Origin of the sequence: Hydrogenophaga sp., assembly GCF_048549895.1 — a bacterium.
Classification (GTDB): domain Bacteria; phylum Pseudomonadota; class Gammaproteobacteria; order Burkholderiales; family Burkholderiaceae_C; genus Hydrogenophaga.
Genome location: NZ_JBLYYB010000063.1, coordinates 1 through 26,629, shown reverse-complemented (window position 1 = coordinate 26,629; position 26,629 = coordinate 1). Strand labels below are relative to the sequence as shown.

Annotated in this window: 32 protein-coding genes and 1 pseudogene; 7 read left to right on the top strand and 26 right to left on the bottom strand. The window is 62.5% G+C overall.

Going from position 1 to position 26,629, the window contains the following annotated elements; all coding sequences use genetic code 11:
- From ACN4F8_RS06610 to ACN4F8_RS06585, 6 genes are all read right to left on the bottom strand, one after another.
- On the bottom strand, nt 1–222 hold a 222-nt coding region (locus ACN4F8_RS06610), incomplete at its 3' end, for a YHS domain-containing protein (protein WP_419472813.1).
- A gap of 10 nt (nt 223–232) precedes the next feature.
- Complete coding sequence (locus tag ACN4F8_RS06605) at nt 233–481, bottom strand: DUF2933 domain-containing protein (protein ID WP_419472812.1); 249 nt, start codon at nt 479–481, stop codon at nt 233–235.
- A 101-nt stretch (nt 482–582) separates the two neighbouring features.
- On the bottom strand, nt 583–885 hold the full coding sequence (locus ACN4F8_RS06600) for a hypothetical protein (protein WP_419472811.1): 303 nt from the start codon (nt 883–885) through the stop codon (nt 583–585).
- 132 nt (nt 886–1,017) lie between these two features.
- The gene (locus ACN4F8_RS06595; protein WP_419472810.1) at nt 1,018–1,431 is read right to left on the bottom strand and encodes a hypothetical protein; all 414 of its coding nucleotides are present in this window, start codon (nt 1,429–1,431) and stop codon (nt 1,018–1,020) included.
- A gap of 185 nt (nt 1,432–1,616) precedes the next feature.
- The gene (gene cueR / locus ACN4F8_RS06590) at nt 1,617–2,159 is read right to left on the bottom strand and encodes a Cu(I)-responsive transcriptional regulator (protein ID WP_419472809.1); all 543 of its coding nucleotides are present in this window, start codon (nt 2,157–2,159) and stop codon (nt 1,617–1,619) included.
- Between the two features lie 100 nt (nt 2,160–2,259).
- Entirely contained in the window at nt 2,260–2,451 is a 192-nt protein-coding gene (locus ACN4F8_RS06585) for a heavy-metal-associated domain-containing protein (protein ID WP_419472808.1), read from the bottom strand.
- A gap of 90 nt (nt 2,452–2,541) precedes the next feature.
- On the opposite strand from ACN4F8_RS06585, the gene ACN4F8_RS06580 reads away from it, so the two are divergent.
- On the top strand, nt 2,542–4,785 hold the full coding sequence (locus ACN4F8_RS06580) for a heavy metal translocating P-type ATPase (RefSeq protein ID WP_419472807.1): 2,244 nt from the start codon (nt 2,542–2,544) through the stop codon (nt 4,783–4,785).
- A 380-nt stretch (nt 4,786–5,165) separates the two neighbouring features.
- Here the strand turns inward: ACN4F8_RS06580 and ACN4F8_RS06575 are convergent, their stop codons facing one another.
- Nucleotides 5,166–6,671 (bottom strand): Fic family protein, encoded by a 1,506-nt coding sequence (locus ACN4F8_RS06575; RefSeq protein ID WP_419472806.1) that lies wholly within the window; start codon nt 6,669–6,671, stop codon nt 5,166–5,168.
- A gap of 34 nt (nt 6,672–6,705) precedes the next feature.
- Here ACN4F8_RS06575 and ACN4F8_RS06570 point away from each other — a divergent pair, with 34 nt between their 5' ends.
- The 3 genes from ACN4F8_RS06570 (at nt 6,706) to ACN4F8_RS06560 (ending at nt 7,990) form a co-directional block, all read left to right on the top strand.
- Nucleotides 6,706–6,927, top strand: a complete 222-nt coding sequence (locus ACN4F8_RS06570; protein WP_419472805.1) for a hypothetical protein — start codon at nt 6,706–6,708, stop codon at nt 6,925–6,927.
- Nucleotides 6,928–6,987: 60 nt separating this feature from the next.
- Nucleotides 6,988–7,374, top strand: coding sequence for an HU family DNA-binding protein (locus tag ACN4F8_RS06565; protein ID WP_419472804.1), 387 nt, complete (start codon nt 6,988–6,990; stop codon nt 7,372–7,374).
- An 82-nt stretch (nt 7,375–7,456) separates the two neighbouring features.
- Nucleotides 7,457–7,990 carry a hypothetical protein gene (locus tag ACN4F8_RS06560; protein WP_419472803.1) on the top strand — a complete coding sequence of 178 codons (534 nt, stop codon included), beginning with the start codon at nt 7,457–7,459 and terminating at the stop codon, nt 7,988–7,990.
- A gap of 51 nt (nt 7,991–8,041) precedes the next feature.
- Here ACN4F8_RS06560 and ACN4F8_RS06555 read toward each other — a convergent pair whose 3' ends face one another.
- The 5 genes from ACN4F8_RS06555 to ACN4F8_RS06535 form a co-directional block, all read right to left on the bottom strand.
- Nucleotides 8,042–8,473: a hypothetical protein gene (locus tag ACN4F8_RS06555; protein ID WP_419472802.1), complete on the bottom strand. Its 432-nt coding sequence runs from the start codon at nt 8,471–8,473 to the stop codon at nt 8,042–8,044.
- A gap of 248 nt (nt 8,474–8,721) precedes the next feature.
- Nucleotides 8,722–9,723 carry a hypothetical protein gene (locus ACN4F8_RS06550; protein ID WP_419472801.1) on the bottom strand — a complete coding sequence of 334 codons (1,002 nt, stop codon included), beginning with the start codon at nt 9,721–9,723 and terminating at the stop codon, nt 8,722–8,724.
- Nucleotides 9,724–9,899: 176 nt separating this feature from the next.
- Nucleotides 9,900–10,211, bottom strand: a complete 312-nt coding sequence (locus ACN4F8_RS06545; RefSeq protein WP_419472800.1) for a hypothetical protein — start codon at nt 10,209–10,211, stop codon at nt 9,900–9,902.
- A 389-nt stretch (nt 10,212–10,600) separates the two neighbouring features.
- Nucleotides 10,601–10,924, bottom strand: coding sequence for a hypothetical protein (locus ACN4F8_RS06540; RefSeq protein ID WP_419472799.1), 324 nt, complete (start codon nt 10,922–10,924; stop codon nt 10,601–10,603).
- Nucleotides 10,925–11,209: 285 nt separating this feature from the next.
- Complete coding sequence (locus ACN4F8_RS06535) at nt 11,210–12,466, bottom strand: tyrosine-type recombinase/integrase (protein WP_419472798.1); 1,257 nt, start codon at nt 12,464–12,466, stop codon at nt 11,210–11,212.
- A gap of 395 nt (nt 12,467–12,861) precedes the next feature.
- Here ACN4F8_RS06535 and ACN4F8_RS06530 point away from each other — a divergent pair, with 395 nt between their 5' ends.
- Nucleotides 12,862–13,161 (top strand): hypothetical protein, encoded by a 300-nt coding sequence (locus tag ACN4F8_RS06530; RefSeq protein ID WP_419472797.1) that lies wholly within the window; start codon nt 12,862–12,864, stop codon nt 13,159–13,161.
- A gap of 268 nt (nt 13,162–13,429) precedes the next feature.
- Here ACN4F8_RS06530 and ACN4F8_RS06525 read toward each other — a convergent pair whose 3' ends face one another.
- The 14 genes and pseudogenes from ACN4F8_RS06525 to ACN4F8_RS06460 form a co-directional block, all read right to left on the bottom strand.
- Nucleotides 13,430–14,131 carry a Crp/Fnr family transcriptional regulator gene (locus ACN4F8_RS06525; RefSeq protein WP_260669133.1) on the bottom strand — a complete coding sequence of 234 codons (702 nt, stop codon included), beginning with the start codon at nt 14,129–14,131 and terminating at the stop codon, nt 13,430–13,432.
- Nucleotides 14,132–14,382: 251 nt separating this feature from the next.
- Nucleotides 14,383–14,869, bottom strand: a pseudogene (locus ACN4F8_RS06520) (IS66 family transposase); the annotation flags it as partial.
- Nucleotides 14,870–14,902: 33 nt separating this feature from the next.
- A complete protein-coding gene (locus tag ACN4F8_RS06515; protein ID WP_057268698.1) occupies nt 14,903–15,712 on the bottom strand; it encodes an alpha/beta fold hydrolase in 810 nt (269 codons plus the stop codon).
- Between the two features lie 845 nt (nt 15,713–16,557).
- On the bottom strand, nt 16,558–16,905 hold the full coding sequence (locus tag ACN4F8_RS06510; protein ID WP_008904214.1) for a c-type cytochrome: 348 nt from the start codon (nt 16,903–16,905) through the stop codon (nt 16,558–16,560).
- Nucleotides 16,902–18,134, bottom strand: a complete 1,233-nt coding sequence (locus tag ACN4F8_RS06505; protein ID WP_062405656.1) for a sulfite oxidase — start codon at nt 18,132–18,134, stop codon at nt 16,902–16,904. The genes ACN4F8_RS06510 and ACN4F8_RS06505 overlap by 4 nt, the downstream gene beginning before the upstream one ends.
- 85 nt (nt 18,135–18,219) lie before the next feature.
- On the bottom strand, nt 18,220–18,822 hold the full coding sequence (locus ACN4F8_RS06500) for a hypothetical protein (protein WP_008904212.1): 603 nt from the start codon (nt 18,820–18,822) through the stop codon (nt 18,220–18,222).
- Nucleotides 18,819–19,352, bottom strand: coding sequence for an RNA polymerase sigma factor (locus ACN4F8_RS06495; protein WP_050813810.1), 534 nt, complete (start codon nt 19,350–19,352; stop codon nt 18,819–18,821). The genes ACN4F8_RS06500 and ACN4F8_RS06495 overlap by 4 nt, the downstream gene beginning before the upstream one ends.
- Before the next feature lie 70 nt (nt 19,353–19,422).
- A complete protein-coding gene (locus ACN4F8_RS06490; protein WP_008904210.1) occupies nt 19,423–19,782 on the bottom strand; it encodes a DUF305 domain-containing protein in 360 nt (119 codons plus the stop codon).
- The gene (locus ACN4F8_RS06485; RefSeq protein WP_062405660.1) at nt 19,779–21,173 is read right to left on the bottom strand and encodes a YncE family protein; all 1,395 of its coding nucleotides are present in this window, start codon (nt 21,171–21,173) and stop codon (nt 19,779–19,781) included. The genes ACN4F8_RS06490 and ACN4F8_RS06485 overlap by 4 nt, the downstream gene beginning before the upstream one ends.
- A gap of 162 nt (nt 21,174–21,335) precedes the next feature.
- Complete coding sequence (locus tag ACN4F8_RS06480) at nt 21,336–22,235, bottom strand: anti-sigma factor family protein (RefSeq protein ID WP_419472796.1); 900 nt, start codon at nt 22,233–22,235, stop codon at nt 21,336–21,338.
- Nucleotides 22,236–22,254: 19 nt separating this feature from the next.
- Nucleotides 22,255–22,758, bottom strand: a complete 504-nt coding sequence (locus ACN4F8_RS06475; protein ID WP_008904230.1) for an RNA polymerase sigma factor — start codon at nt 22,756–22,758, stop codon at nt 22,255–22,257.
- A 46-nt stretch (nt 22,759–22,804) separates the two neighbouring features.
- Nucleotides 22,805–23,122, bottom strand: a complete 318-nt coding sequence (locus tag ACN4F8_RS06470; protein ID WP_231624607.1) for a hypothetical protein — start codon at nt 23,120–23,122, stop codon at nt 22,805–22,807.
- A gap of 120 nt (nt 23,123–23,242) precedes the next feature.
- Complete coding sequence (locus ACN4F8_RS06465; RefSeq protein WP_008904227.1) at nt 23,243–23,674, bottom strand: nuclear transport factor 2 family protein; 432 nt, start codon at nt 23,672–23,674, stop codon at nt 23,243–23,245.
- A gap of 161 nt (nt 23,675–23,835) precedes the next feature.
- Complete coding sequence (locus ACN4F8_RS06460; RefSeq protein WP_067513517.1) at nt 23,836–24,942, bottom strand: YeiH family protein; 1,107 nt, start codon at nt 24,940–24,942, stop codon at nt 23,836–23,838.
- Nucleotides 24,943–25,059: 117 nt separating this feature from the next.
- Between ACN4F8_RS06460 and ACN4F8_RS06455 the strand changes: the two genes are divergently transcribed.
- Entirely contained in the window at nt 25,060–25,989 is a 930-nt protein-coding gene (locus tag ACN4F8_RS06455; protein WP_067513515.1) for a LysR family transcriptional regulator, read from the top strand.
- Complete coding sequence (locus ACN4F8_RS06450; protein ID WP_143434382.1) at nt 25,986–26,273, top strand: hypothetical protein; 288 nt, start codon at nt 25,986–25,988, stop codon at nt 26,271–26,273. The genes ACN4F8_RS06455 and ACN4F8_RS06450 overlap by 4 nt, the downstream gene beginning before the upstream one ends.
- Nucleotides 26,274–26,629 lie beyond the last annotated feature (356 nt).

The window sequence follows — 26,629 nt, the reverse complement described above, 5'->3', positions numbered from 1 at the left end:
TGAAGAGGTCTCTGCGGGTGGCTTGGGCGCGAGGTATTGAAGCGGGTTCGCAGCGAACTTGCCTTGGCACTTGGCACTGCAGAAATAGAAGGTGCGGCCCTCGTGGGTCAGCATGTGACCAGACTGCGCCGTGACGGTCATGCCACACACGGGATCCTTCAGGCCCGTTGGTGAGGCCGATTCGGACAGCGCACTGCTGCCGTGATGATGGTGTGCATTCATGTTGATCCGCCTATTTCCTGTCGTTGTGGGTACGCCCGGAGTCCTGCGAATGGCTGCCATGCCCTCCGTGGCCTTTCCTGTGCATCAAGTGCATCAGCGGACAAGCGAGCAGCAGCAGATAAGGCCAGTAAACCAGGACATGGCCCCAGTGCTCTCGTAGGAGGTAGAAGCCCGCGATCAAGGCGGCCGTTGCCAATGCCATTCCTGCCGGGCCGCGCCAGAACGATGGCTCGTTGGACTCGTTGTTGGATAGATTCATTGCGTCGCTCTTTCAGCGTTGCCAGCGAAAGGTGTGAGAGGGAGTCGTCCGGTCGATCGATGCTGATTTCGATCGCACCCGGGCTGAACGAAGACGACCTCTCACCTGCCTGCGGGAGGCAGGGCAGCACCTGGCATGCGCTGCATCATCATTTCCATCATGGTCTGCATCGTGTCCATGCGCATTTCCATCATCTGATGGTGCTTGGACATGTCCATGGGCATGTCCTTCATGCGGTCGTGCATGGCAGCAGGTGCTGCAGACGGTGCCGCTGCGGCTTGATGGGCGGCGTGCTCGTCGGCTTTTGCCACTGACAGGGGACCAGTTCCCGGTGCGCTTGGGTTTGCGCAGGCGGTCAGCAAAGCAGCTGTAGAAAGCGCAAAGATGGTGTGGATGGTTTTCATGGTGGTGTTCTGTGAATGAAATGGGGATGCCGCCGCGGGCGGCGACAAGGTTGCGGAAGCAAAGAATGGAACGGGGGCCCTCCGGGCCGGCCAGAGCGTAGGAGCGCTCTTCGCAATGGACTGCGATGCGGTCTACAAGGTCAGTCGATGGGGTCGGGCAGCAATGGGCAGAGCCAGGTGCGCGGGTCTGGTGGCATGCACCCGGACTTGAACCGCGGTTGCGGAGGCAATGGTTGGCCCCGATGCCCGGTACAGAACGCCCACTGATACTGGACTGCCATCGGTGATGGGCTGGTCCACCTTGGTGATGGCCAGCGAGGCTTCATCGCAAAACTTCAAGCATCCGGCATCGTCGGGGTCCGATTTTTCGCCGTGATGGGTTTGGGCGACGGGTACATCCTGTGGCATCGCCGCGAACGAAGAGTGACTACCGCTGTTCGATTGGTTCAAAAGGCATGCATTGGCCACCCCTGCGCCCAACGCAAACAACCACACCGTGAGGATCATCCAGGTGGCATGGCGCAGCGAGTGGCGATACAGATGCATATCAGTCAGGTAAACAGAGGCAACGATCCAAGGCTAACCTTGGACGCTTGAGCAGCCTTGACGCAGATCAAGAAAGCAGGTCGAGACACCTTCCCAAGTCGAACCAGTGTGCGACTGGGCGCTACGTCGGTCGGTTCGTCACCGAACACACCGGCCCACTGACATGGCAGTGAAGACTTGTCACCTCAGTGGGCGTCATGGTGAACGTGAACGCCGCGCATCCAGGCCATGAGGTCGATGGGGCTGGAAGTGCTGGCCGTGGTCACTTCTGCCTGAGCTCGGGATTTCTTGAGCTGGGGCTTTTGTTGGGGTTGATGCTGAGCAGGGCTGCCGCGCGAGAGTTTGTCCAGGATGGCGCAGTGAGGCTGGTCATTGCCGTGGCAGGCCTTCACCAGCACAGAGAGACCGTCCATCATCTGTTCGATTTCGCGGCGCTTTTCTTCCAGATCGTCCAGGTGGCGTTGCGCCACGGCCTTCACTTCGCGGCTCGTGCGCTGTGAATCGCTCCACAGGCCGATGAGCTCGGCGATTTGCGCCACCGAGAACCCTAGGTGGCGCGACTGCCGTACAAACCGCAACACCGAAACTTCGCGATCGCCATAGAGACGGTAACCCGATTCGCTGCGTTCGGCTTCGGGCAACAGACCAATCTGTTCGTAGTGCCGGATCATCTTCGCTGAGACGCCTGCGGCAGCGGCCGCTTCTCCAATGTTCATGAGTGTGGTCATGGTGCGCTCCAAGGATTGAATGACTGCAACGGTCGAAGGATGTAGCTTGTCATGGTGGGAAGGTCAAGGCCCTCACCGAGAGAGCCCTGACGAGCGGGGATCAGAGGGTTGGGTAGCCGGCGTCAGCCAGCGCTTCGACCAAAGCATCGCGGTTTTCACCGCTTTTCACAGTGATCAGACGCCGCGGCAGATCGACCTGTATCTCGCAAGCTGGATCAACCAGTTTCAAGGTGACATTCACCTTGGAAGCGCAGTGGCCGCAGGTCATGTCGGGGAGGTGGAATTCGTGCATGGATGACTCCGTAGAGGGTTGAAGGAACCCGCACTGTGGGCATTGCCGCGGTGGCAATGTCAAGTTGCATCTGGCGTTGCGCTTGCCACCGTGGGAAGGCCAAACATCCGCTTCACCCCCCAACCACAGGAGCCTGTCATGAACACCACCACCTTGTCGCTCATCGAGCACCAGTTCCCCATCGAAGGCATGACCTGCGCCTCGTGCGTCGGCCGCGTCGAAAGAGCCTTGAAGGCTGTTGCTGGCGTGAAGGAGGTCAGCGTCAACCTGACCACCGAACGGGCCACGGTGAACGCGGCCTCTTCCACGCTGGCTGCCAGCCTGGTGGCTGCGGTGCAAAAGGCCGGTTACAGCGTGGGCGAAGAACCCAGCGCGGAGCCGGGTGCCGAGCCCGCAAAACGCAAGGGCGAACCCTGGTGGCCGGTGGCGCTGGCCGCCGCGCTCTCGCTGCCTTTGGTGCTGCCCATGTTCGCAATGCTTTTGGGCAGCGATTGGACGATCAATGGCTGGTTGCAGCTTGCACTGGCCACGCCCGTGCAGTTCTGGCTGGGTGCGCGCTTCTACCGCGCAGGTTGGAAGGCGGTGCGTGCCGGCGCGGGCAACATGGACTTGCTGGTGGCGCTGGGCACCAGCGCCGGTTACGGCCTAAGCGTGTACCTGCTGTTCAAACACGCCGAACACGGGACGCCTCACCTGTACTTCGAGGCCTCGGCGGTGATCGTCACGCTGGTTCTGCTGGGTAAGTGGCTGGAGTCGCGCGCCAAGCGCCAGACCACGGCGGCCATCGAAGCCCTCAATGCCCTCAAGCCCGAGGTGGCAAGGGTGCGCATGCCTTATGGCGATGTGGACGTCGCAATTTCACAGGTGAAGGTGGGTGACACCGTCGTGATCCGCCCGGGTGAGCGCATTCCGGTGGACGGTGTGGTCACCATCGGCTCCAGCCAGGTGGACGAATCACTGATCACGGGCGAGAGTCTGCCGGTGGCCAAACACGCGGGCGACAAGGTCACCGGCGGCGCCGTGAATGCCGAGGGACTGCTGCTGGTGGAGACCACCGCGGTGGGCGCCGAGTCCACGCTTTCGCGCATCGTTCGCATGGTCGAATCGGCTCAGGCGAAGAAAGCCCCGATCCAGCGCATCGTGGACCGCGTGAGTGCTGTGTTTGTGCCGGTGGTGCTTCTGATCGCCGCGCTGACCCTGCTGGGCTGGGGCCTGGCCACTGGCAACTGGGAGCAGGCCATCCTGAACGCGGTGGCGGTGCTGGTGATCGCCTGTCCTTGTGCCCTGGGCCTGGCGACACCGACCGCCATCATGGCCGGCACCGGGGTGGCCGCTCGCCAAGGCATCCTGATCAAGGACGCAGAAGCGCTGGAAGTGGCGCACCGCATTGATACCGTCGCGTTCGACAAAACGGGAACGCTCACCGAAGGCAAGCCGACGTTGGTCACGGCGCTGGCAGCTCCCGGGTTCGACGACCAGTTGCTGTCCTGGAGTGCCGCCATCCAGGCTGGCAGCGAACACCCGCTGGCACGCGCCGTGATGGACGCCGCCGAACAAGCTGGCGTGGCCCTGCTCTCCTCAGCCAAAGTTAGCGCTGTTCCAGGGCGGGGCATGTCGGCTGAGGTAGAAGGTCGTGCATTGCGCCTAGGCAGCCCGCGGTACATGCAGGAACTGGGGGTGGACACATCGGCACTGGCCGAGCCTGCCCGCCAGCTTGAAGACGAGGGACGAACGGTGTCTTGGCTCGCCGACATGACTGAAGCACCCAAGCTGGTGGGCATGCTGGCCTTTGGCGATGCCCCCAAAGCCAGCGCCATCGCCGCCATTCGAAGCCTGCAGGCTCTGGGCATTCGCACGGTGATGGTCACCGGTGACAACCGAGGCAGCGCACTGGCTGTGGGCCGTGCGCTCGGCATCGACCACATCGAGGCCCAGGTCTTGCCGGCAGACAAGGCGGCCATCGTCAACCGACTCAAGGAAGGTGGCCGCTCGGTGGCCATGGTGGGCGACGGCATCAACGATGCTCCAGCACTGGCCTCGGCCGATGTGGGCATTGCCATGTCCACTGGCACCGACGTGGCCATGCATGCCGCCGGGATCACCCTGATGCGGGGCGACCCCGCGCTGGTGGCCGACGCGATCGACATCTCACGCCGCACCTACCGCAAGATCCACCAGAACCTGTTCTGGGCCTTTGCCTACAACGTCATCGGCATCCCGCTGGCGGTGGCCGGTCTGCTCAACCCAGTGGTGGCTGGTGCGGCCATGGCACTGAGCAGCGTGAGCGTGGTGAGCAACGCGCTATTGCTTCGGGGTTGGAATCGTCAAGGGTGAGTCCCGAAGTATGTGCTGGAAGGGTGCTGCTACCAAGGCCGCAGCGCGCTAGCGTCACTTCATCCTCTTGATGTCTGTGTAGCCAGCGCGCACGCATGTGACCTTGGCGTTGGCAGGCGGTGCGAAGGCGGTAGGCGAAGGCCTGCGTCTCTGGACGAATAAATGGGTTTCTACCAAACTCCTTGCGCACAACATGCTGGATAGGGCTGTGATCCTCCTGTGCTGGCCAAGAGGATTTGCGGTAAATTCTTTGAGCAATACGGCCACGCCCGGCGCACGAGCGGTGGCCGATTTATCTTGCCCAAAACAACCGCTTGGAAAAACGTCTTTGGATCCGGGAATTCGTCTTTCAAATTCCCCACCCCGGGAAAAACATCTACTCAGGCGCGGGCATCGATGTATGCAGCAAAGTGCTCGCTTACGATGGACTCCACTTTGGCCAGTTGCTCATCGGTCAGGCCTTCCGCCAGCTTGCGCTTGCGTTTGGAAAGCGTGCCGTTGCCCTGAACGATGACATCGATGAGGGTATTCAGTTGGGACTGGCGCATGTCCAGCCAGGCTTCCAGGTCCTTGACCGTGTGATCGTGAGCGCGTAGATAGATCACCTCGGAAAGCAGATCCTCTTCAACGCACAGCTTGCAGCATTCAAGGATGAATTCACACAGCTCAGTCGCGTCGAAGTAGGCGTACAGCCACCGTGGCTGTGGTGACTTGACCAGGATAGTTGCGCTATCGCCGTCCAGCATGTATTCCAGCAGATCCGTGCGTGGGCGTGAATAGCTCTTCAACAGCTTCGAGTAGCGCTCAAGCTGGCTCAGCATGCGGGCCGACAAAGGCAGCACGACGCCCCCGGGTGTGAAACCAGCCTGACGAAGCACGTGGTGAAGCAAGAACCGGTGTAGTCGCCCGTTGCCGTCAAAGAAGGGGTGCACAAACACCAGACCGAACGAGGCGCAAGCGGCTGCAATAACGGGATCGAGCTCGCCGGTGGACGCGGCTGTTGCCAGTGCGGCAACGTCATCGATCATGGGGTCGACCAGTTCGACGGGGGGTGGGATGAAGTCTGCGATGTTGCGCATGCGCCCTGGACGGGACAACCAGTTCTGCTTGGGTCGGTACTGGTACTCCGCTGCGTGGTCGCTGACGATCTGGTTCTGCCAGGCACACAGTTGTTCTTCCGTGAGTGGACCGGGTTCGCCGGCCGACTCCAGCAGTTTGCGAAACCGGCCCGCGCGATTGCTGTCGGGGATTTCGCTTTCGATGTTGTAGGTCGAGCGCGTCTCGGACAGGTAAAGGTAGTCAACCGCGCGCGCCAGCATCTCGGGTTCGATGCTGCTCATGGCGGTTTTCACCTTCTCAGCAAGGCCCTCGTCGAGCAACGCAGTAAGTCGAGGCGTTCGACGAACGAGCGGACTGTACGCGCGACCACCAAGCACGTTGTTGATGATGCCGAACTTGGGGTCCAGCACCTTGGGCCCGCAAACGTATTGCGCCGGGTCAAGCAGGAAAATTCGCGGGTTGCCGGCGGGCATTTCGTAATCCAACTTGTGCTCACAGAGCCATTCCACGAGGTGGCCAGCCATTCGAGAGTAACGCGAGCTGGGCATTGCATGAAGCCATTCTTGTATGCCGTCAAGAGCCTCTTGATGTTCAAAGAGCGCACCCAGCACCGCAAGGTTCAAGTGCTCTCGCTTGAGCGCAAAGGTGAGTTGGCCCGCATACGACTCGGTATCACTCAGGCGCCTCAAGGGCAACTCAATACGCTCACTGCCGTCTGGGGTGAAGGTGTGCTTCTCCAGCGTCTGCTCGGTCGCCACAAAAATCCGCTGCATTGGCGGCACGCGCAAACTGAAACGTCGGACTAGCGACTCGTAGCCCAAGTACAAGCGAGGATTGGGATGTGGCATGGGTACTTTATGTTTGATCGATCCGCAGGACGTTGCAATCGTCAAAACATCTTTAAAAATGGAAAAACGTCTACATGGTATCAATCGCTCGGAAAAACGTCTACAACAGCCTGTCAACTGTCCACAGAGTGGGCGCAGTTGTGATGAGCAGCAGACCGGCCGCATTGTCGAACCCGGCACATGGATCGAGCAACTCATGCCAAGCGAGCAAAAAGCTCCTCCCCTGCCGCCATAAACTCCACGTACTGCGCGAATTGCGCAGCGTCGTATTACCCAACCGTGGAGTCACAGAAGAATGGCAACTGCAAAGAAGGCAGCCCCCAAGGCAGCCGCGAAAAAGACCGCCACCCAACCAGTGAGCGTACTCAAGCCGATCAAGGACACTTTCAACAAGACCAGTCTTGTTGCCCACCTGGCGCAAACCTCCGGTGCAGAACCCAAGATGGTCAAGGCCGTGCTGGGCTCGCTCGAGGCGACCATCTTCGCTTCACTGTCCAAGAAGGGCGCCGGCGCTTTCACGTGGCCAGGCGTTCTGAAGGTCACAGCCACCCATGTGTCTGCCAAAAAGGCGCGCAAGGGCGTTGACCCATTCACCAAGGTCGAGCGCATGTTTGCCGCCAAGCCTGCATCGGTCAAGGTCAAGGCGCGCTTCTTCAAGAAGGTCAAGGACGCAGCGCTGTAATTGCGGACGCGAAGCAAGGGGCACATGGTGCCCCTTTTTTGTGGACACCTCTGTTCTGGCCATCCGACGGCACAGGAGTTTTATGCCCTCTCAAACCTCATTGCTTGGCGCTGCCGGTGAGTACTTTGCCATGTCGGAGATGCTTCGTCGTGGCTTTATTGCCGCGCTCGCACCCGCCGGCGTGCCGCATGCCGATATCGTGGTGACCAGCGTAGAAGGCAGCAAGCTCTGCTCGCTGCAGGTCAAGACCCGGCGTGACATCGGCTCGGACGGTGGATGGCACATGAAGGCAAAGCACGAGGACATGCGTGTGGAGACCCTCTTTTATTGCTTCGTTGACTTCGGCAAGACACCCGAGGCCACGCCTACCGTGCATGTGGTTCCGAGTGCTGTTGTCGCCGAAGTCTTGGCAGCTTCCCACCGCAAGTGGCTGGCCACTCCTGGGAGAAACGGCCAGCCCCACAAGGACAGCGTGATGCGAAGGATGCTTCCAGACTACACGCGCACCTTTGGGGCACTGGATAACCCGTACCCGAAGGGCTGGCTTGATCAGTATCGGAACGCCTGGCACAAGCTGGGGCTGGAGCCTGCGAAGGTGGAAGCGGGAGCGGAGTGAAGCGGGTATGGCTTCAATGCCGTGGATGGGCACTGGCCTTGAAATGAGCGATCAGGCTGCAGCCCACAGACGTTGAAGCTCGGCAAGGTCAAGTGGGACCTGGGATGCTGGCGGCACGCCACGGTTGATGTGCGCGTCCCGGCGTTCTTCGAAGATCGCGAAGTTGCGCCCGGTGCAGTCTTGGAGTGTCGAGATGTAGCTGATGCCGATGAGCGGGAGGATCGCGTTTCCGTCGCCCTTCGCAATCAGTTCGTTGTAGACCCACAAGGCGAGCTTGCGCCAGTTGGCTATGCGAGGGACGGGCGAGCCGATCAGCACGCCCGACGCGGATGCAATCTCGGGCGACTCCAAGTCGACAAACACCACGGCCTGGTTGGTGATGTGCTCCGCCTTCATGGGAGACGGGTTGAGTGGTACGCCCGTCACGGGGTCGACCAGCTCTGGCACGAACTCGATGTCGTTCTGACCTGCGGCATCCTTCATGGGTCGCAAGATGCGCGCCTCAAAACCGGCCGTCACCATCGAGTCCGCCGTGTACAGGAGCCCATATGCCGAGCTGTTGATGGGTGGGGGGTCCACCCTCCCCTTGCGGTATTGCGAGGGTGGCGGTACCCAGTCCGCATCCGGTCGGCGGTAGATCCTGTAGAGACTCGCGCCAGCTTGGACCACAAGACCAGGCAGTGTCCCGTGAGCAGTGGGAATGTCGATCCCGGTGGCAGAGGTCCACCAGCTCACGAAATCGCCCTGCTCATGTCCTCCTCAGCCATCGAGAGAAACAGGTCGTTGAGGTCGCTCTCATCAAGGTCCAACAGGCCGGGTTCTGCAACGCGGTTCAATAGGAAATCCACCCCCGTGCTGCCACCGAAGTCTTTGTGGCGGGATCGCAGGAAGTCCCAGTACAGGGTCATGTCCTGCTCGTGCGAGCGGTACATGGCGATCGCCATCTCGTGCAAGGGACGGTTGAGCCGCGGGCAGAGTTGAAAAGCTGGATAGCGGCGGCTGCGCACACGACCGGGCGGCAGGACAGAGATCAGGCGACCGGCCTTCTCCCAGTTGTAGACGGTCTGATCGGTCGCGTCGAGACGGGCGGCATAGTCCTTTGCATCCAGCAGTTGGAAACGGTCGTCTTCCGGTTCGATCACCTCACGTGTGGCATTGGCTTGTGACACCACATCCCCGAGTACCGCGTGCAGGCGAACGAACGCATTCACGGACGAGTCGCTGAGCGGGGCCTGCCCTGCGACCACGCTTTCGCCGAGGAACAGATCCTCGACTTCGAAAAACAGGGGGGCCATGGTTCCCATGGCAGTTTCGTTGATGCCCCCTACATGAACGATGTGCGACTTCCAAGGCGTCAGTTTGGGTGATGATTTTTGACTTGTGTTGAGCGGCTGAGGCAGCTCTACCCTGAACGAAGACTGGACTCCCATCTCCCGCGTGTCATGGTGCACACGGACCGAGGTGTAGGCCTTTTCGGGCTTGGCGCTGGGGAATGAGGCACCCACGATGATGGTCTCGATCTTGTCCAGCACACCCAACCGCGCCAGGGTGTCTCGGGACACCATGACATACGACTGGACCCCCCCGACCTTCTCGTCGGTTGAGACGATCAGGTCCACGCCCTCCCCCTCCAGCGAATCCTCAACCGCACTGAGCCATTCACTCAGCGGTATCGGCGGCGTGTCGGCCGAAGCATCGGGGATCAGAGGTGCGACGTAGGTGTGGTACTTCATCGAATGTTCCTTTTCGGCGCGGTGCACGGCGCAGATACTTGCACCTGCCTGAGGGCGCATTCTGCGCGTTTTGGCAAAATAAGCCAAGCAAACCAAATTAGCCAAGTCCGGGGCGGCGGCGGGGAGCCGTCCTCGATCGGTAAGAGAACGATCAGTGGCCGGGGCTCCAGCAGGGCTTACGAGCCGAAAGTGATCTGGATCGGCGACCTGCTCTCGTTAAAAGACGGCGAATAGGTCGACGTCCGACAGGCGATATTGCCCGCCTGGGCCGCCGGCAACGCTGTAGTGCCCACCTGGCCCGATGCACACGGCAAACAGAGCGCCCTCCTTGCCTTGCCCGTGGTACTTGGAACCAGGTCGGAGCGGGCCAGCAGTTGCTGCCCCTGCTGCGTGAGCACTCGCTGTCTCGCTTCGATGGCCGTGAGGTCTTTGCGGAGTTGTGCCGCATCAATGGATCGCAGTGGGGTCGGTTTCAGTTCGGTTGCCATAGTGGTTCCTTCGAACACACAGCATAGGTTTCTCAGCCAGGGCCGTCGATCAGGCCACACATTGCAAGAACTGCCCTCAATCTCTAGGCACGCGCGCCTGAGCCCTCCCGGTCCAGGGCGGACTCTGCCCAGACATTTACGCCTTTGCTCGCAGGCTTCCCTTGGACCAACAAATGTTGTTAACCACGCCCAAACCCTGACACGGTGCCGCATACGGCGGCTGTTTGGTCGGAGCCTGACCACAGGCGTTAACAACTTTACGTGCCGGCATGGGGGCGGGCGCTCTCCAAAAAAGCATATTTAAGAACCACGGGTCTCTAACCGTTATTAGCAGACCACAGCTGTTTACCTCGGAGATTGATCACGCTCATCTTTAGCGAAAACTGCGCTCAAGATTGACGTGACGAGCTCGAACAATCCGAGGCGTAAAAGTCGAGGAAGCGACGCTGAACACGTTCATGGGTGTTCACTTCGCTCGCGCGCGATTCGTATGGTGCGTAAATATGCACATACAGTGTGTGTTGACGGGCGTACGACTCACCCCCACGAAGGTGGTTGCGCTGGACACCGCGCCACTCAAGCGCCTGTGGACTTGCAATGAGAGTGCGCACCCAAGCTGGATCGACAACCCGACCCACCCAAGAATAGAGGGTGGTCAGTTCGCCTGCGTCCATGCTGCGCAACTCGATGATGAGACGCTCGGTGGCGAGCATGTGGATACCGACGTCGATACGGTGCACGAGGCCGACCTCGGACGTGCACCTGGATATGCGTTTATGCGAGCATTCAGTGGTGTGTCTTGGTTCACCGCAATGGGATGGTTTGGTCGCTACGGTTGTCATTTCGTGATCTCCTTTCATCCAAGCTCTCACGAAATCTCTCCACGTCAAGTCCACAGGATCCTCTTCTTGTAGATCCTCTCGCTCAGATGTCGATAACCAAAATGAGATGGGCATCGACACACACTGCACTGCCTCAGGCCACCGCCGCCGAGGACCTCAGCCCAACGGAAGCAACAGGCTCACTGGCTGGTTCTCATCGCTCCAGCGCCGGTCGTAGGCGGTGGTTGTCGTGATGCAGGCGTGCCCCAGGAAGTGCCGCACTTCGTTGAGGTCGGCACGCTCACGCAATGCGAGCGTGGCGGCCGTGACCCGCAGCGCATGCGCAGAGAACCGATCCCCCACCACGCCGATCTGCGCCAGGTAGGGCTGCACAATACGCTGGGCCACAGCGCCGGCAGTGAGTCCAGCAGATTTGAGTGCTGTGCCGGACTGCCTCTGACGCAGCGAATGCTGAGAAGCGTTGGTCTGCAGATTTTGAGGACCCTCCGAGCCGCGCTCAAACGCCGCAGTGTGCGGCTCGATGCTTGGGGGCGTGCTGGCGCGTCGCCCGGTGCCCCCTCTGTCATTCAAAAACCCACCCTCCTCCTCAATATGACGACCTTGAGGATTGACATCGCACCCGGCACCGGAGTGACGGCGGACTGCCTTCATCCGAACGAACAGGCGCTCATCGCTTTGAGGCGCCGCGCCTCGCATGGCCAGGTAGTGCTGCACCCTCTCGCGTATGAGGGGTGCGGCGGCAATGAACCGCGTCTTGCCACCCTTGCCCAACACTCGCAGGTGCGACACACCCGCGCGCTGACAATCAAAATCCCGCACGCGAAGGGTGACGACCTCCGCGCGGCGCAGACCGCCCAACAGCATGACGGCCAAGATCGCACGGTCTCGCACGCCCTTGAGCGTGTGCGCATCAGGAGCCTCCAGCAGAGCCTGGGCTTGCGCCAACGAGAGAGCTGGTGTCTTTCCCTCGTGGCTTTCCATGCGCGGCCTGCGCACGCCGCGTGCCGGGTTCGTGGGGATGAGCTGCTCATCGACCAGATGCTCCAGCAGCGAGGACAGGGCTGCGAGCTTGCGGCGTTGGGTGCTCGGCGACAGGCCCTGGGCCTGCAGGTGGTGGCGCCAGGCCAGCACATGGGAGCGCGCGACCTGCAGCAACTCGGACTGGGTTTGCAGGCCTGAGAACGCTGCAAAGTCCCGCACGTCGGAGGCGTAGGCGCGCCGGGTGCAAGCGCTGGCGAAGTTGGCGAGCCACTGGTTCTCGATGGCCATGAGGCCCAGTTGTGCGAAGCGCTTGGCTGCGCTGTCGCGCTCTGGGTCGCGCACAGGGCCTCGCTCCAGGTGGCGCTCGGGCTCACAGTGCGGGCTGTGGATGTGAGAGGAAATGCGGTCGGGTGATTGTTCGCGTGAGTGCATCGATGGTGGGTGTCTCCCCTTCCCTGCACGGTGCAGAAAAATCTGGGGGTCCCTGTATCGATAACATGTGTTTTGAATACGTCAAGGACAGGAGCCGACGTGGCCACGCAGTTTTCAAATTTACGCTGTAGGGCCGGTGTGCAGCGGTTGCCGACTTTGGGGATGGAAAGCTAAGCCCGCAGTCCTCGCCGCATTTCGGACATCCAAACCCAGGCAATCACAGCTATTGAGTGTCAGCTCGTGAGGGTGCTGCAGACATTGCAGCGCTCTGTGTGGCGCGCACGCGGCGCTTAAACGCGCCTACCCCAGATGTTCTTCCACCCACGAGGGCACGCAGATAGCATGTCGGTCATCGGCCAGAAGCGGACATCTGCTCCCTAGGAAAGACCCTCAACTTGAGTCAGAAGCTAAGTCCTCAGCAGCAAGCGCTTTATCAAGCCATCGACGAAGTTCTCCACTACGTTTGGGACCCCATAGGCGTGTCGCGCTTCCCAGAAGCGAGGGATGAATACCACGCTTATCTCCCGCAGGTGTTCCAGATGCTGCAGGATGGTCAAGGGCACGACGACCTCGAGCGATACCTGACCGCGGTCAGTACGGATCGCATGGGACTGAGCGCCAACAGCAAGCACGACGGAGAAGTTGCCGAGTTACTGCTTCTATGGCAACGACGCATCATGAACACTACATCGTGATGTCCGCTTCGGGCCCGTTGCTGCCCTTCGTCGAGCGTAGTTGAACGTCGATAGTGCAGCGCTTGCCGTCGGTCGTGCACGGGAGCTGGGTTCACAGTGCATTGCGCGAAGCTGTCATCGGCTCACCCATCAGCACGGCGGCATCAATGACAGGTATCAAGGTGGCTGCAGTCATCCGTAAGCGCGCGGCCATCCCATGGCTCGCGTTGGTCGGCCTCAGCGCCAGTTCGCCAAATCTATCGCGGCCTGCAATGCTGAACTTGGCCCCTCAAGAACCCGAAGGCATCAACTCATTGAGCAGTCGCTTGTCCGCCGCGTAGCAGTTGCACGCTGCTTGCTGCAGACCCAGCCGATCGAGCACAGTGAGCTCACCGCGGTGATATTCAATCAGTCCACGCCGCTGGAATTCGCTGGCTGCCCCGCTCACTCCCACGCGCCGTACGCCCAGCATCTGCGCGATGAAGTCCTGGGTCACATGAAACCGGTCGGCGTGGGAGCGATCCTGGCTCATGAGCAACCAGCGCGCCAGCCGCTCGCTTATCGTGTGAAAGCGCTGGCAGGCTGTGGCAAGTGATTGCTGATGCAGGCGGACCATCAAAGAGCCTTGCACCAGTTCTCGCAGCTCGGGCATGGTGGCTATGGTCTTGCGCAACACATGCGCTTCCAGGCGCCAGCAATTGCCAGCGCCTTGCACCACGGCTCTCCAGGGCGTCTTGGCCACTCCGAGCACCAATTCCGCCCCTAGCATGGACTCGGGTCCGATCATGCCCACCGCCAACGGCGGGTGCGTCTCGATGTCAATCACCAGCGCAATGAAGCCGGAACGTGGAAAGTACGCGTGGCTCAGTGGCGCCCCATGCTCGATCAGGTCGGACAATGCCACCAGCTCGAACCGGGTACACAGCGCAAGAAAACGCTTGCGCAACGCTTTCGGAAGACGCTCAATGAGGTGGTTCTCTGCGTTGTCCATGGGAAGCCCTGGTACACGAGAAAACCCCTCTCGGAGCGAACCCGCAAGGTTCGCAAGACAGGATGTCTTGCATTCCCTTGTCGACTGTAGACCTGTTCGATTGACTGTTCTGTCTGGAACCGAACAAATACTCAAATCAAACACACTGGTAGCTTTGAGGGAGGGCGCAGTTCCAAGGCTTTGCGTATGAGACCTCTGACGGTGAAACTCACCGTCGGCCAAATCTAAAGTGAGATGGCCTGGATTCGCTGCTAGCGGTGTGGCAGCAGCTCACCGATCTGACTGGCGCGCTGCATGGGCAGGCGTGCCATCACGTCGCGCAGGTAGACATACGGGTCGTGCCCGTTCATGCGCGCTGACTGGATCAGGCTCATCGCCGCTGCCGCCCGCTGGCCCGCGCGCAAGCTGCCAGCGAACAGCCAGTTGCTTCTGCCAATGGCGATGGGCCTGATCTGGTTCTCGGTCCAATTGTTGTCAACCGAATTGCCCATCATCTGCAAAGCGGATGAGCGCTATCCAACGCTTGAGGCTGTAGTCCAGCGCCTTCGCTGTGGCCGATCCGTCGGGCACCTTGCGCCGCTGCAGCGACATCCGTTCGTGAAGGGCGTCCAGGAGTGGCTTTGTTCTCTCCCGCCGGACTGCGAGACGCTGCTCGGCGTTCAGCTCCTTGACCTCCTGCTCGATCTCATAAATGCGGGCCATCTGCTCCAGCGCACTCAGGGCGATCTGGCTTTGGTTGTCCGCGCCGACGGAGATTTAATCCAATCAACATCAAGCATGGTCTGTGGCCATGTAGCGCTGCATGGCATCGATCACCAGCGCGGGGTGACTCATGTGAGCAGCGTGACCCGCCACGTCCATGACTTCCAAGATGCTGCCCTTCAGTTGCTGGTTCAGATACTCACCCACCGCAAGCGGAACCAGGCTGTCTTCCTGGTGCTGAAGAATGAGGCAGGGGCGAGACACCTGGGGCAGGTCAGCCCGGTTATCAGCAAAAAAGGTGGTTTGCGCAAATACGCGCATCGCGACCGGGTTCGTGGAGCAAAAACTGTCGTAAAACTCACCAGCCAACGCTTCGCCCTGCGCGGCACCCGCCACCACGGACGATAGGTGATTGGCCCAGCCGATGTAGTCCTGATCCATCAGCGACAACAGGCCTTGGAGGTCGGCACGCTCGAAGCCTCCGGCATATTCGGGCGGATAGTTCAAGAAACAGGGCGTGGGCCCCACCAATATCAAGCGATCAAACAAGTCAGGGCGTGATATCGAAGCCAACAGTCCGACGTTGCAACTGGCCGAGCGGCCCACGAATGTGACGCCGCTCTGCAGCCCTTGCGCTTCGCACACGTCCAGAACATCTTGCGCGTAGCCGGCCAAGCTGCTGTAGCGAACTGCGCTAAAGGCCGATAGCTGCGACTTGCCGCTTCCAACATAGTCAAACAAGATTTGGCGATGTGTGCCAGCGAAAGCGGGCGTGATGCGGCTCCATACGGATTGGCTACAGCCAAGCCCGTGGGCAAACAAAATCGCTGGCCCGCTGTTTCCCAAGGATTTGACGTTGTTGCGTTTGTTGACGTTCATGGTCTTAAGCTGAAAACAGGGTGGTGAACCTTACCGCGGGGTGGTCAAGACTTTAAGCGTTCTGCCACAGGCCATTGATTCAGGACTTTTCGCGGCATAGCGGCGCCCCGCGTTCACCACAAACCGCCACGAACGCAGACATGTCTCATCTCCGTCATTCTTCTGGTAGTCGATGGGCTTCACTCACTTCAGCCTCTTCCGGCTGGCGGGGGGACAGATCAACTCGGCACCTTGAGCGGCACGTCGATGTTGAATGGCCGGTGCTGAAGGTGCAGCGGACGCTCGCCTCGCAGGATGGCGAATGTCAGGTTCCGGCGGCGGCTGCCATCGGTCTGCAAAACCTGAGTGGCTGCAGTCAGTCTTGGGACCGCCTACCAGAGTGCCGCTTGGCAGCGGTTGCTGCCGTTCGAGTTTTCAACGTGAATGCCCTTGGCGTGCCGGATTGCGATCACTCCTATTCATGCATCGTGGTAATGCGCAGAGACAGGTTTCAGGCGCGCAGTTGACATTGCTAGAGAGTTGACAACAGCGTGCAGAGATCTGCAAGCTCGACGAGCAAGACTGCAGCAGCATCAAGCATGGTGCGATCAATCACCTGGGCGTGTCGCCAGCGTTGATGGCTTACCGCGAGCACAAGGCCATGCTGGGCAAGACTTAGGCCGGCGAGAAGTTCCCGGCGGTTGTGATGATGGGGGCTGGCTGGATGGTGGTCCCCGACATCAAACCAGGCAAGTGATGGTGAGTGGCTGACCCGCCCTGGGTCAGCCACTCAGTCGGGATCGCTGTTTGCAGGTGATCCCGTCCTTTTTGTCAGTTGGCGCAGCAGCGCTGTGGCCAACCAGCCATCACTTTGATCCACCCGAAGCCTTGGCCACGTAGGCCGCCAGGGCGGCAATTTGCGCATCACTGAGTTTGCCGTTGTAGGACGGCATCTGCCCAATGCCGTTGCGCAGCGCGGTGGCCACGCGCTTGGCATCGGGCTTGAGCTCGTCCAGGCTGGGGCCCACGGCGCCTTCGGCTCCCGCGTCCTTGAGCGCATGGCACAGGGCGCAGGCAGGCACCGCGCCTTGGCCGAACAACACCTTGCCTTGTTGAAGTTGCGCGGCATCGTCGGCGGCGTGCACGGGCAGCACTGTGAATGCCAACGACCACAGGGCAGCGACCAACGCGTGTTTTTGGATTGTGCGCTTCATGCCACGCTCACTTTCACGGCGTGGTCGGCCCAGCTGGTGTTGTTGTAGCCGCCCGCGTTTTCCATGCGTTGTTCGGGCTGCACGTTGCCTGCGGTGTCGGTGGCTCGGCTCGCCAGGGTGAACTGGCCCGCCGGCAGGCGCGCCGCAAAAACAAACTGCCGCCACGCAAAGCGGCCGAGGTCGGGCCCCACCATGCGCGCGAGCTGCCAGGTTTTTCCGCCGTCCAGAGAAACCTCGACCTTGGCCACCGCGTTCATGCCGCCAAACGCCACGCCATGGATCTGTGTGTCACCCGCTTTAAGCGGGGCGCCGTCCGTGCCGGGACCGTTGATCCACGACTTCACCGTCATTTCCTGCACCGATGGCTGCGACGGGTCGCCCTTCGCGCCGGGCGGTGAAATGCGGTAGCCGTGCGACATGATGCGTGCGTCGGTCTCCTGAGCGGTGAAGGCCAGGCGTTTGACGTACTTGATGTTGTTCACGCCCGTGTAACCCGGCACGATCAAGCGCAGTGGGCCGCCGTGGGCCAGCGAAATCGGCACACCGTTCATTTCCCAGGCCAGCAGGGCATCGGCGAGTGCGGCAGCAGGCACCGAGCGTTCCACGATCACGCTCTTGGGGTCCAGTCCATCGGGGAGTTTTTCGCCGCCTGTGCCGGTGAGGTAGGCCATGCCGGCCTCCACGCCGCCCAGGGCATCCACCACCCAGCGCACCGGCACACCGCTCCACACCACACAGCCTGCTGCGCCCACTTGCCAAGGCGTTCCACTGGGCTTGTTGGGGAAGTAGCCGCGTCCGTTGCCAGAGCATTGCAACACCATCGCCGTGGTCTCGATGCCCATGCGCTTGAGGTCGCCCAGCGTGAGTTTGCGCGGGTTCTTCACCCCCTCGATGTTGATCTCCCAGGCATCGCGGTTGCCCAGGATCGAGGCGTCGGGCGCGGGCAGATTGTTGCGGATGTAGAGCTGCTCGGACGGCGTGATTACGCTGGTGCCGAACACACTGCGCTTGGTCTCAATGGTGGTGCTGCTGTGCACGATCAGGCTGGCCGGGTCCTTCCAGCCCACGTACGCTGGCAGAGGCTTGGCAGCACCGGCCACGGCGACGGGCGCGGTCTCACCAGCAGCGGCTGCGGTGCGGCCAAAGCTGGCCAGACCAACGGCAGCCAAAGCAGCGCCGCTGCCGGCCAGCAGGTGGCGCCGGGGGAGCGAGGTGGGTTGTTGGTTCATTTCTGGGGTCTCCGGTGGTTGGGCGTCGTGCGCCGGTTGGGGTGAAAGGGGTGAGCGGTTGATTCGTTGACAGGGACGCGGTGCCTCAGCCTGGCCCGGACACGGGAGGTGCCTGCAGTGCCGTCTGCGCGACCGCCAGTGCCTTCTTTTTCTGGGCCACCAGCAACAAGGGCTTGCCCTCGCGCGAGCGGATCACCTTCCAGTGCACGTTGCTCCACCAGCCGCTGGCCTCGCGCAGGTCCACAGGCTGGTCAAAGGCATACACCGTCACCATGCCGCCCTTCTCGAAGAACGTGGTGAGGTGGTAAGCGAGGTGACCTTCGATATCGCATGGCCGCATGAGTTGGGGAAACCCGGGCACCACGTTGGCGTCCCGCATGCCCAGGTGCATGAGCAACTGGCGCTGCTCCATGAAACTGCCCCGCAAGCTGCGCTCGTGGTATTCGTGGTCGATCGCGTCGCGCACCATCGCTGGCGGTCGCACGGCGAGCACCCCGCCGCTGGTGCCACCGGCCAGCAAAAGCGCCGCCAGAAAACGCTGCAAGCCGCGTCGCGCCAGCAGCGGCTGCGGCTTTCGGTACAGGTGTGCCGGTGCGTCGCTGGCCTCGAAGGCGATCGCCAACTCGGCGCGCGCGCGCAAATCGAATTCGCTGTCGGGCAGGAAAGGCGCGTCGGTATCGGGGCTCATGTCTTGGTCCTGCGAAACGGGGTAACGTTGACATCGGCCTTGGGTGTCGCAGGTACCCCCATGGCCAGCTTCAAAGCGTCGCGCGCACGGGCTAGGCGCGACAACACCGTGCCGGGCGCGATCTCCAGCGCCTCGGCCATCTGGGCGGTGGGCATGTCGTCGAAATAAAACAGCACCAGCACCTCGCGGTGGATGGGCGCCAGGCGCGCGAGCGCCTTGACGACATCGAGTTTGTCGTCCAGCCCCGCGTCGGGCGCCGCTTGCTCGGGCTGCTCTTCATCGTCCAGCGACTGCATGCTGGGTGCGGCCTGGCGAAAGGCGGCGCGGCGCATGATCTGAAAGAGCCAAGCCCGTGCCAGCGCAGCGTCGCGCAGTTGCTCCCGGTGCTTCCAGGCGTTGGCAAAACAGTCTTGCACCACGTCTTCGGCAATGGCGCGCGAACCAGTGAGCGCCCACGCACTGCGCAGCAAAAAACGGTAGTGCTCACGCACCCATTGGTTATAGCGGGACTCGGCAGACTGGAACAGCATGGTGATCAAGAGCGCTGCGTGGCTTGGTTCATTCCGTGGCGCTCATCGGTACTTTCCCTAGGGCTGTCGATCAAGGCCCCCGCGTCCCACCCAGCGACGGAAATTCCGCTTCCGCACCTTTGGCTGTGCGCTGCTGCAGGGTGTGCAGTCGGCGTTGCATGCTCTGGATCTCCACCGTCTGCCCGGCAATGATTTCCTCGGCCAACTGCCGGGTGACAGGATCGCGCCCATGCTGCAACACCAGCCGCGCCATGTCCACAGCGCCGGCGTGGTGCGGAATCATCATCGCCAGAAAGTCCTGGTCGGCCTGGCCTGCGTAGCCCGGGCTGTGCATGGCCTGCATCATGCGGGCCATCGATTCGTCCATATCCCGCTGGAATGCGCTGGTGTGCGCGGCGCTGGCGCCGTGGCTGGTGTGCGCGCCGCTCATGCCGTCTGGCCCTTCTCGCCCACACGCACGTAGACGAGGTTGATGCTCTTTTTGTTGCGCAGCGCGCCAGAGGGCAGCGTCAGATTGCCCAGGGGGATCTGCGCAATGAAGGTCGGGCGCAGCGGGTCGCTCACATCAAATGCACTGCACACGGTCTGGCCCGCGTTGGGCGTGCCGGGCAGCTCGTCCTGTTCGTGGGCCACATACAGCAGCGTGTTCTCGGGGTTGGTCCACAACCCGTGCGACTCGCGGCCACGGCTGGAGAAGGTGCCCACCACCTTGCGCTGTCCGCCCGGAGCGCTGCGGTCGATGATGGCGATCGGGCTCGACGCCACGCCGCCGGGGCCACCATCGTCGATGCGCGCCAGGCTGGCATAGACCACGCTGCCGCGCGCATTGCGCACGAACTCAACGTGGTTGGGCCGAGCGCCCATGCCGAGTGGCACGGTGTCGATCAGGTCGAAGCCACCCTGCGTCGAGCGGCAAGACACCGCATCAGCCAGCTTGTGCGAGAACCACACCTCGGCACCGTCGGGTGTGGTCTTCATGAAGGGCGTGAAGCCGGGTTTGTCCTGTGCGCTGATGTCCAGCGTGGTCAGCCGCTGCGGTTGGCTGTGGCCATCCGCGCCGGGGTTGACGCGGAACACGTCGATCTTCGACACCTTCTGGCTGGCCACAAAGGCCAACGTACCCTCACGGTTGAACCACACCTGCGCCGGGCCGCTCAGTGTGGGCAGGTATTGGCGAACCGCGCTGGAGCCCGGGCTGTCGGCCCCCTTGAGCTGGCGAACGGCACGATCGACGCCGACGATGGCAATGCGGTCTTCACCGCGCAGCGTGACCCACAGCTCGCGGCCGTTGCGCGTGAAAGTGGGCTCGTGCGGTTCGCGGCCCAGCAGCAGGCCACTACTCAGGCGCTCGGGGTTGGTGGTGGGCCCAGACGCAGGGTTGGGTGTGTTGCCGATGACGCGGCGCTGCTCGGCGTCGATCAGATAAATGTTGCTGGAGCCGCGCCCGCTGGTGGCCAGCAGCCGGCCGTCGGGCGACGGCACCGCGCCGTGGGCGTCGATGCAGCCGTGGTACAGCGGCTTGTGGATCATCGCCGCGTGTGTCGGCGCCACGCCGGCGGTGACGTAGCGAAATGGAGGCCGCGGGTCTTCGTCGAAGCTGGTCAGGTTGATCGTGCTCTCGACGGTGTTCGTCTTCGGATCGATGACGACCAGCGTGTTGGAGTCTTCATTGGTGATGAAGACGCGGTCGCGCGGGTCGATGCCGGTGGCTGCGGCTCCCGCTGAAGCGCCGGACGGGGCCTGGGCATGTGCTGCGGGCAGCGCGCTGGCTGCCGCGGCGGCCAGGGTGTACTTGAGAATGTCGCGGCGTTGGGTGGTCATGTGTGCTTTCTGAGTTGGTGTGGAGAGTGATCGCTTGGGTCGTTAGCCGGCAGCCGCCGATGAACCACTGCCCAGCGCTTGCTTCAGGTCAAGAGCGCGGCTCAGGCCGTTTCATTCCCTGGCGCGAGCCGACAGCGCGTCGCGCCGACGCCGCCCTGGCCTTCAGCGCGGGGTGCCAAGTTGCCGATAGACCTCGGCCGACACCTGCGCCAGCACGCTGCGGTCGGCGTCGGACGACAGGGCGTAGCCGAAGGGACCGTCGACCCAGTAGAAGACATTGACCGCACCTTCGCGTGCGAAGCGGAAGGCCGTGTCTGTGTTCTTCACGCCGGCCTGCAGTGCCTTGTCCGGCCCCGCGGCACTGCCCACGTCGGCGACATCGTTGGACACGTACAGCGTCAGTTTGCTGCCGAGCTCGTTGCGGTACATGAACTGCGCAACCGGCCCCTGGCCACCCGGCAACAGGCGCCCGCCTTCCAGCGTGTAGCCCTGGGCCTGCAGGTGCGGCGGCTTCATCGGCGCGCCCATGCGCTTGGACAGCCATGCCACCAACTGGTCCTCGTGCGCCGCGTCCACCTCGACCGGGCGGCGCGCGTCGGGACTGTATACCGCGTGAGCCACCGCCGCGCGCTGCGCGAAGCCGCCCGCTGACGCCAGCGTCAGGCCGCGCTCGGCGGGTGCCGCGGCGGCCATGCGGCCGGCATCGTCGCCCTCCGCGGGCAGGCCGCCCCGCAAGCCCCAGCCAGTCGCGCCGCTGATGACGGCGATGGCGATCCCAGCGGCCAGGCGCTGGAGGTACCAAGGCGTCTGCGGCACGGCGCGCGGGCGCGCCGATTTCAGCAGGCGCTGCGGCGGCTGTTCATCCAGCACGGGATCGAACAAGGCGTGCAGTTCGCGCTTCTGCGCCCGGTAGGCCTCCAGGCGCTGCGCGTCTTCAGGGCGTGCGGCCAGATAAGCGGCGATCTCGACCTGGCGCTCAGCGGGCAGGCGGCCATCAACGAACGCATGCAGGTCGGCCTCGGTGACCGGGGGAATGGACGGTGGCGGACGGTCGGTATTCATGGGTTGCTTCGCAATATATTCATTTGACGACTTTCAGCCGCACCGGTTCTGCGCGGCCTTCCATCAGGCCGCGCAGGCGCTCACGGCCTCGCGACAGGCGCGACATCACGGTGCCGATGGGGATACCCAGGGCCTGCGCCACATCGGCATAGGCCATGTCTTCCAGCGTCACCAGAAGAAGCACTTCCTTCTGCTCGACGGGCAGCAAGTCCAGTGCAGCCTGCAGATCCAGTACAGCCAGCCTGTCGGTTTGTGTCGGCGCCACCGGCACTTCGGGCGTGTCGTCGTCCATGGTCACGGTGTGCAGCCTGGGACGGCGCACGCCATCGACGTGCAGGTTGTGCATGATGCTGAAGAGCCAGGCGCGCATGTCGGCCACGCCGCCCCACAGGTTCGACTTGGCCCAGGCCCGCTCCAGCGTGTCCTGCACCAGATCGTCGGCGTCGTCACGGTTGTTCACCAGCGCGCGCGAATAGCGGCGCAGGCGCGGCACCCAGCTCAGCAGGCTTGCGTCGTCTTGCATCGGGGGGTCGTGGCCTGAGGGACTGGACGGAAGTCGACAGCAAATGTCATTCCTTGATGATGTGCCAGACGTCTTTGAAGTTGTCGCCGGCGCGGTCGCCGGGCTTCTGGTCGGCCTGGTAGGTGTAGACCGGCTTGCCCTTGTAGGCCCACTGGCGCGCACCGTCGTCGCGCATGACGATCGTGTATGCACCGGCGGGTTGGTCGCTGGCGGCGGCCATCGCGGGCGGCCACAGCGCGGCGCAGCCGCCGTTGCAGGTGCTCTTGCCGCTGCCTGCCACGTCCTTGTCGAAGGTGTAGAGCGTCATGCCCTTGGCGTCGACCAGCGCGCCGTTGGCGAGCTTGGCCGGCGCGTCGGCAGCCATAGCGCCGGTGAGTGGTGCCGCGAAGGAAGCCGCTGTGATCAGCAGCGCGGCCAGAGTCGAAAGGTGCTTCATGGGGTTGTCCTTTAGGGTCTGGTGGAGAGTAGCCACGCTGCGTGCCGTTCAGTAAGCCGCAGCCACCGCCAGCTTGGGGTCGATCTGCCAGGTTTCACTGACGATCTTGCCTTCACGGAACGTCAGCACGTAGCGCACCTTGATGGGCATCTTGCCTTCGAAGACGACGTTGGCCGAGACGGTGGCGCCCTTGGGGTTGGCCGATTCTTCAATCTGGCCGACTGTGAGCTTCAGTGGGCCGACGGCCTTGCCGAACTTCTCCCAGGTGCCGCGAATGGCATCGGTGGTGGCATAGGTGCCGTCGAGTGGGCCGCCTACCCAGTTCAGCTGGGCCTGGTCGGCATAGGCACGCATGACGATCTGGGTGTCGCCCGAGGCGATGGCCTGGAAGTGCGTGCGGGCGTCGTCGCTGGGGGCGGCGAAGGCGCTGCCGGAGGCGAGCGTCAGGGCGGTGGCGGCGAAAGCGAAAGTCTTGAACATTGTGGGCTCCGATGAAGGGTTGGTGTGAAGTGAAGGGGGGTGAGTGCTGGACGAAGGGTCCGATAGGTCCCGACAAAAGAGCAGACGGCGTCGGCATGCGGTCTATTCCAGAGCGTGCAAAGAAATTTAGGGTCAGGGCCCTGGGCCGTGAATTCGAGGCTTCAGCCCAGCAGGGCCGGCACCCAGCGGTTGATGAGCGCGCCTCCGACGATGAGCCAGCCGAACAAGATCAACGCCAGCAGCAGCGGCTTGGCCCCGGCCTTGCGAATGGCGCCGATGTGCGTGGCCAGGCCGAGCGCAGCCATCGCCATCGCCAGCAGCGCGGTGTCAATCTCGATCGTCACTGCCACCACCGACGCCGGCAGCCATTGCAGCGAATTGAGCAACACAACCGCGACGAAGCCGAAGGCGAACCAGGGCACAGCGAGTTGACCCTTGGCGTGAGCATGCTCTGCCTCCACCAGGGCTTGCAGGGTGCTGTCGCGCGCCAGCCAAGCCGACAGCATCACCAGGAACGGCGCCAGCATCATTACTCGAACCATCTTCGCGATGACGGCCGAGTTGGCTGCGTCCGGGCCCACCGAACGTGCTGCGGCCACCACCTGGGCCACCTCGTGGATGGTCGATCCGACGTAGATGCCGAACCCGTTGGCGCCGCCGGGGATCAGCGCCCAGTGCCGGTTCAGCTCGAACAGCGCCGGGTACAGGAAGATCGCCAGCGTGCCGAACACCACCACCGTGGCCACCGCCACCGTGACCTGCTCGGCGCGCGCCTTGACCACCGGCTCGGCGGCCATCACCGCAGCAGCGCCGCAGATGGCACTGCCAGCGCCGATCAGCATCGCCGTCTTGCGCTCCAGGCCCAGCCAGCGCGTGCCGATGAGGCAGGCCAGTGCGAAGGTCGAGCCCAATATCATCGCGTCGATGGCGACACCAGCTATGCCAACATGGTCAATGTCCTGCACGGTGAGCCGCAGGCCGTACAGCACCACGCCCAGGCGAAGCAGGTTCTGCTTGGAGAAGTTGACGCCGGCGCCGCTGGCTACCGCCCAGCGCGGGGCCCACGGGTAAACCGTGTTGCCCACGATCATGCCCAGCACGATGGCCAGCGTCAGCGCACTGAAGCCATGGTCCTGCAGCCAGGCGATGCGGCCCAGCGCGATACCGGTGGCAGCCAAGGCGCCGCTCAGGGCCAGGCCGGGGAGCATGCGTGCGAAAGCCGATGCAGAGGCCGATGTGCGTGGCTCAGGAAGTACGTTGATGGTCATGCTGCTTGCCTCCGGTTGAAGTTCATGAGGACGAAGCTTCCGGCTTCATAGATGACCCGTCAAACGGGTTGTATCGCTAAGATGTACCCATCTGATCGCTTTGCAAACAAATCCGCCATGAATACCCTTCGCCTCACGCTGCGACAGCTGCAGATCTTCGTGGCGGTTGCGCGCAGCGGCACTACCACGGCAGCCAGCGCCGAGATCGCGCTGTCGCAGTCGGCCACCAGCTCGGCCGTGAATGAACTTGAGCGGCTGCTGTCGCTGCGCCTGTTCGACCGCGCGGGCAAGCGCCTGCTGCTCAACGACAACGGCCGTGCGTTACTGCCGCGGGCCCTGGCGCTGCTGGACGGTGCCGCCGGCATCGAGTTGATGTCCCGCGATGGCAGCGCCCAGGCGCAGTCGCTGCGCATCGGCGCCAGCACCACCATCGGCAACTATGTGCTGCCCAGGCTGCTGGCCCGTTTTGTCGCAGCGCAACCGGGCCATGCCAGTGCCTGGCGCTCAAAGGTCGTGATCGGAAACACGGCGGCCATCTGTGACGCGGTCGCTGCGTTTGAACTGGACGTGGGCCTGATCGAAGGGCCTTGCCACCAAGCGGCGCTGGCCGTCACGCCATGGCACCAGGACGAGATGGTGGTCGTTACATCGCCCGACAGCGCGTGGGCACGAATGAGCCTGGCCGGCGAGCGGGTGCCAATGCGGACACTGCGTGAAGGGGTCTGGCTGGTGCGTGAGTTGGGCTCGGGAACGCGCGAGGCCACCGACCAAAGTCTGCTGCCCCACTTGCGCTCCTACCGTCGAAGCATCGAGCTGGGAAGTTCGGAGGCGATCAAACATGCGGCCGAGGCGGGTATGGGCGTGGCCTGCCTTTCGTCGTGGGTCGTGAGCGACGCTTTGGAGGCCGGCCGCCTGTGCCGCATCGCCACGACCTTGCCGCGGCAGCTCCGACAATCTCACCTGGTCGTGCATCGCGACAAACAGCCCACCGCTTCGCTGCTGGCATTTGTCGACCAGGTATCTGGCGCCGAGAACACGGCGCCATGAAATGTGACTCCATCGAGGTCAGGCCTGAGCAGCTCGCCAGTCGGCGCTCAAAGCTTATCCACGCACCTTCAACGAGATTCACGGCAGGCTCACCTGCACAAATGCCGGATGCGGATGGCGAGGTCAAGACTGCCGCATATCCACATACCGCGCGCGATGTCTTGGGCATTGCGATCCAACGGCCACCCCTTGTCTCCTTCTTTATTTGCGGCGAGAGCAATGATCAGAATGTTGCAACAGCATCAGGTCAAAGTGAACTATTGCCCGTCTATCACGCACTTTGAGGAGCACTGGGAACCCGGGTGGCGGGTATTGCGCTACGGACACTGAAGGACCAAAAGAAGTGATTCGCCCTCCCTGCTGGCGCTTGAAGAAGGCCTGCCCATGGTCCAGAACACCGTTTCGTCCGTGACGCAAAGGGCCATTCCAGAACTTTGCACTTCGCTACAGTGCCGAACGACCGGTACAGGTAATCGATCGGTCGCTTGAGATCCTGACCGGTAAGCGACCGCTTGCGTTGGCGCCCATGGACTCTGCCGTCGAACCTAAGGCTACGCTGAACAAGTAGCCGATTTGAGCGATCCGCTGCCCAATGGGTCGCTGACGCGGGGAAGCCTCGCGGTTTGACCGCGTTCCCCGG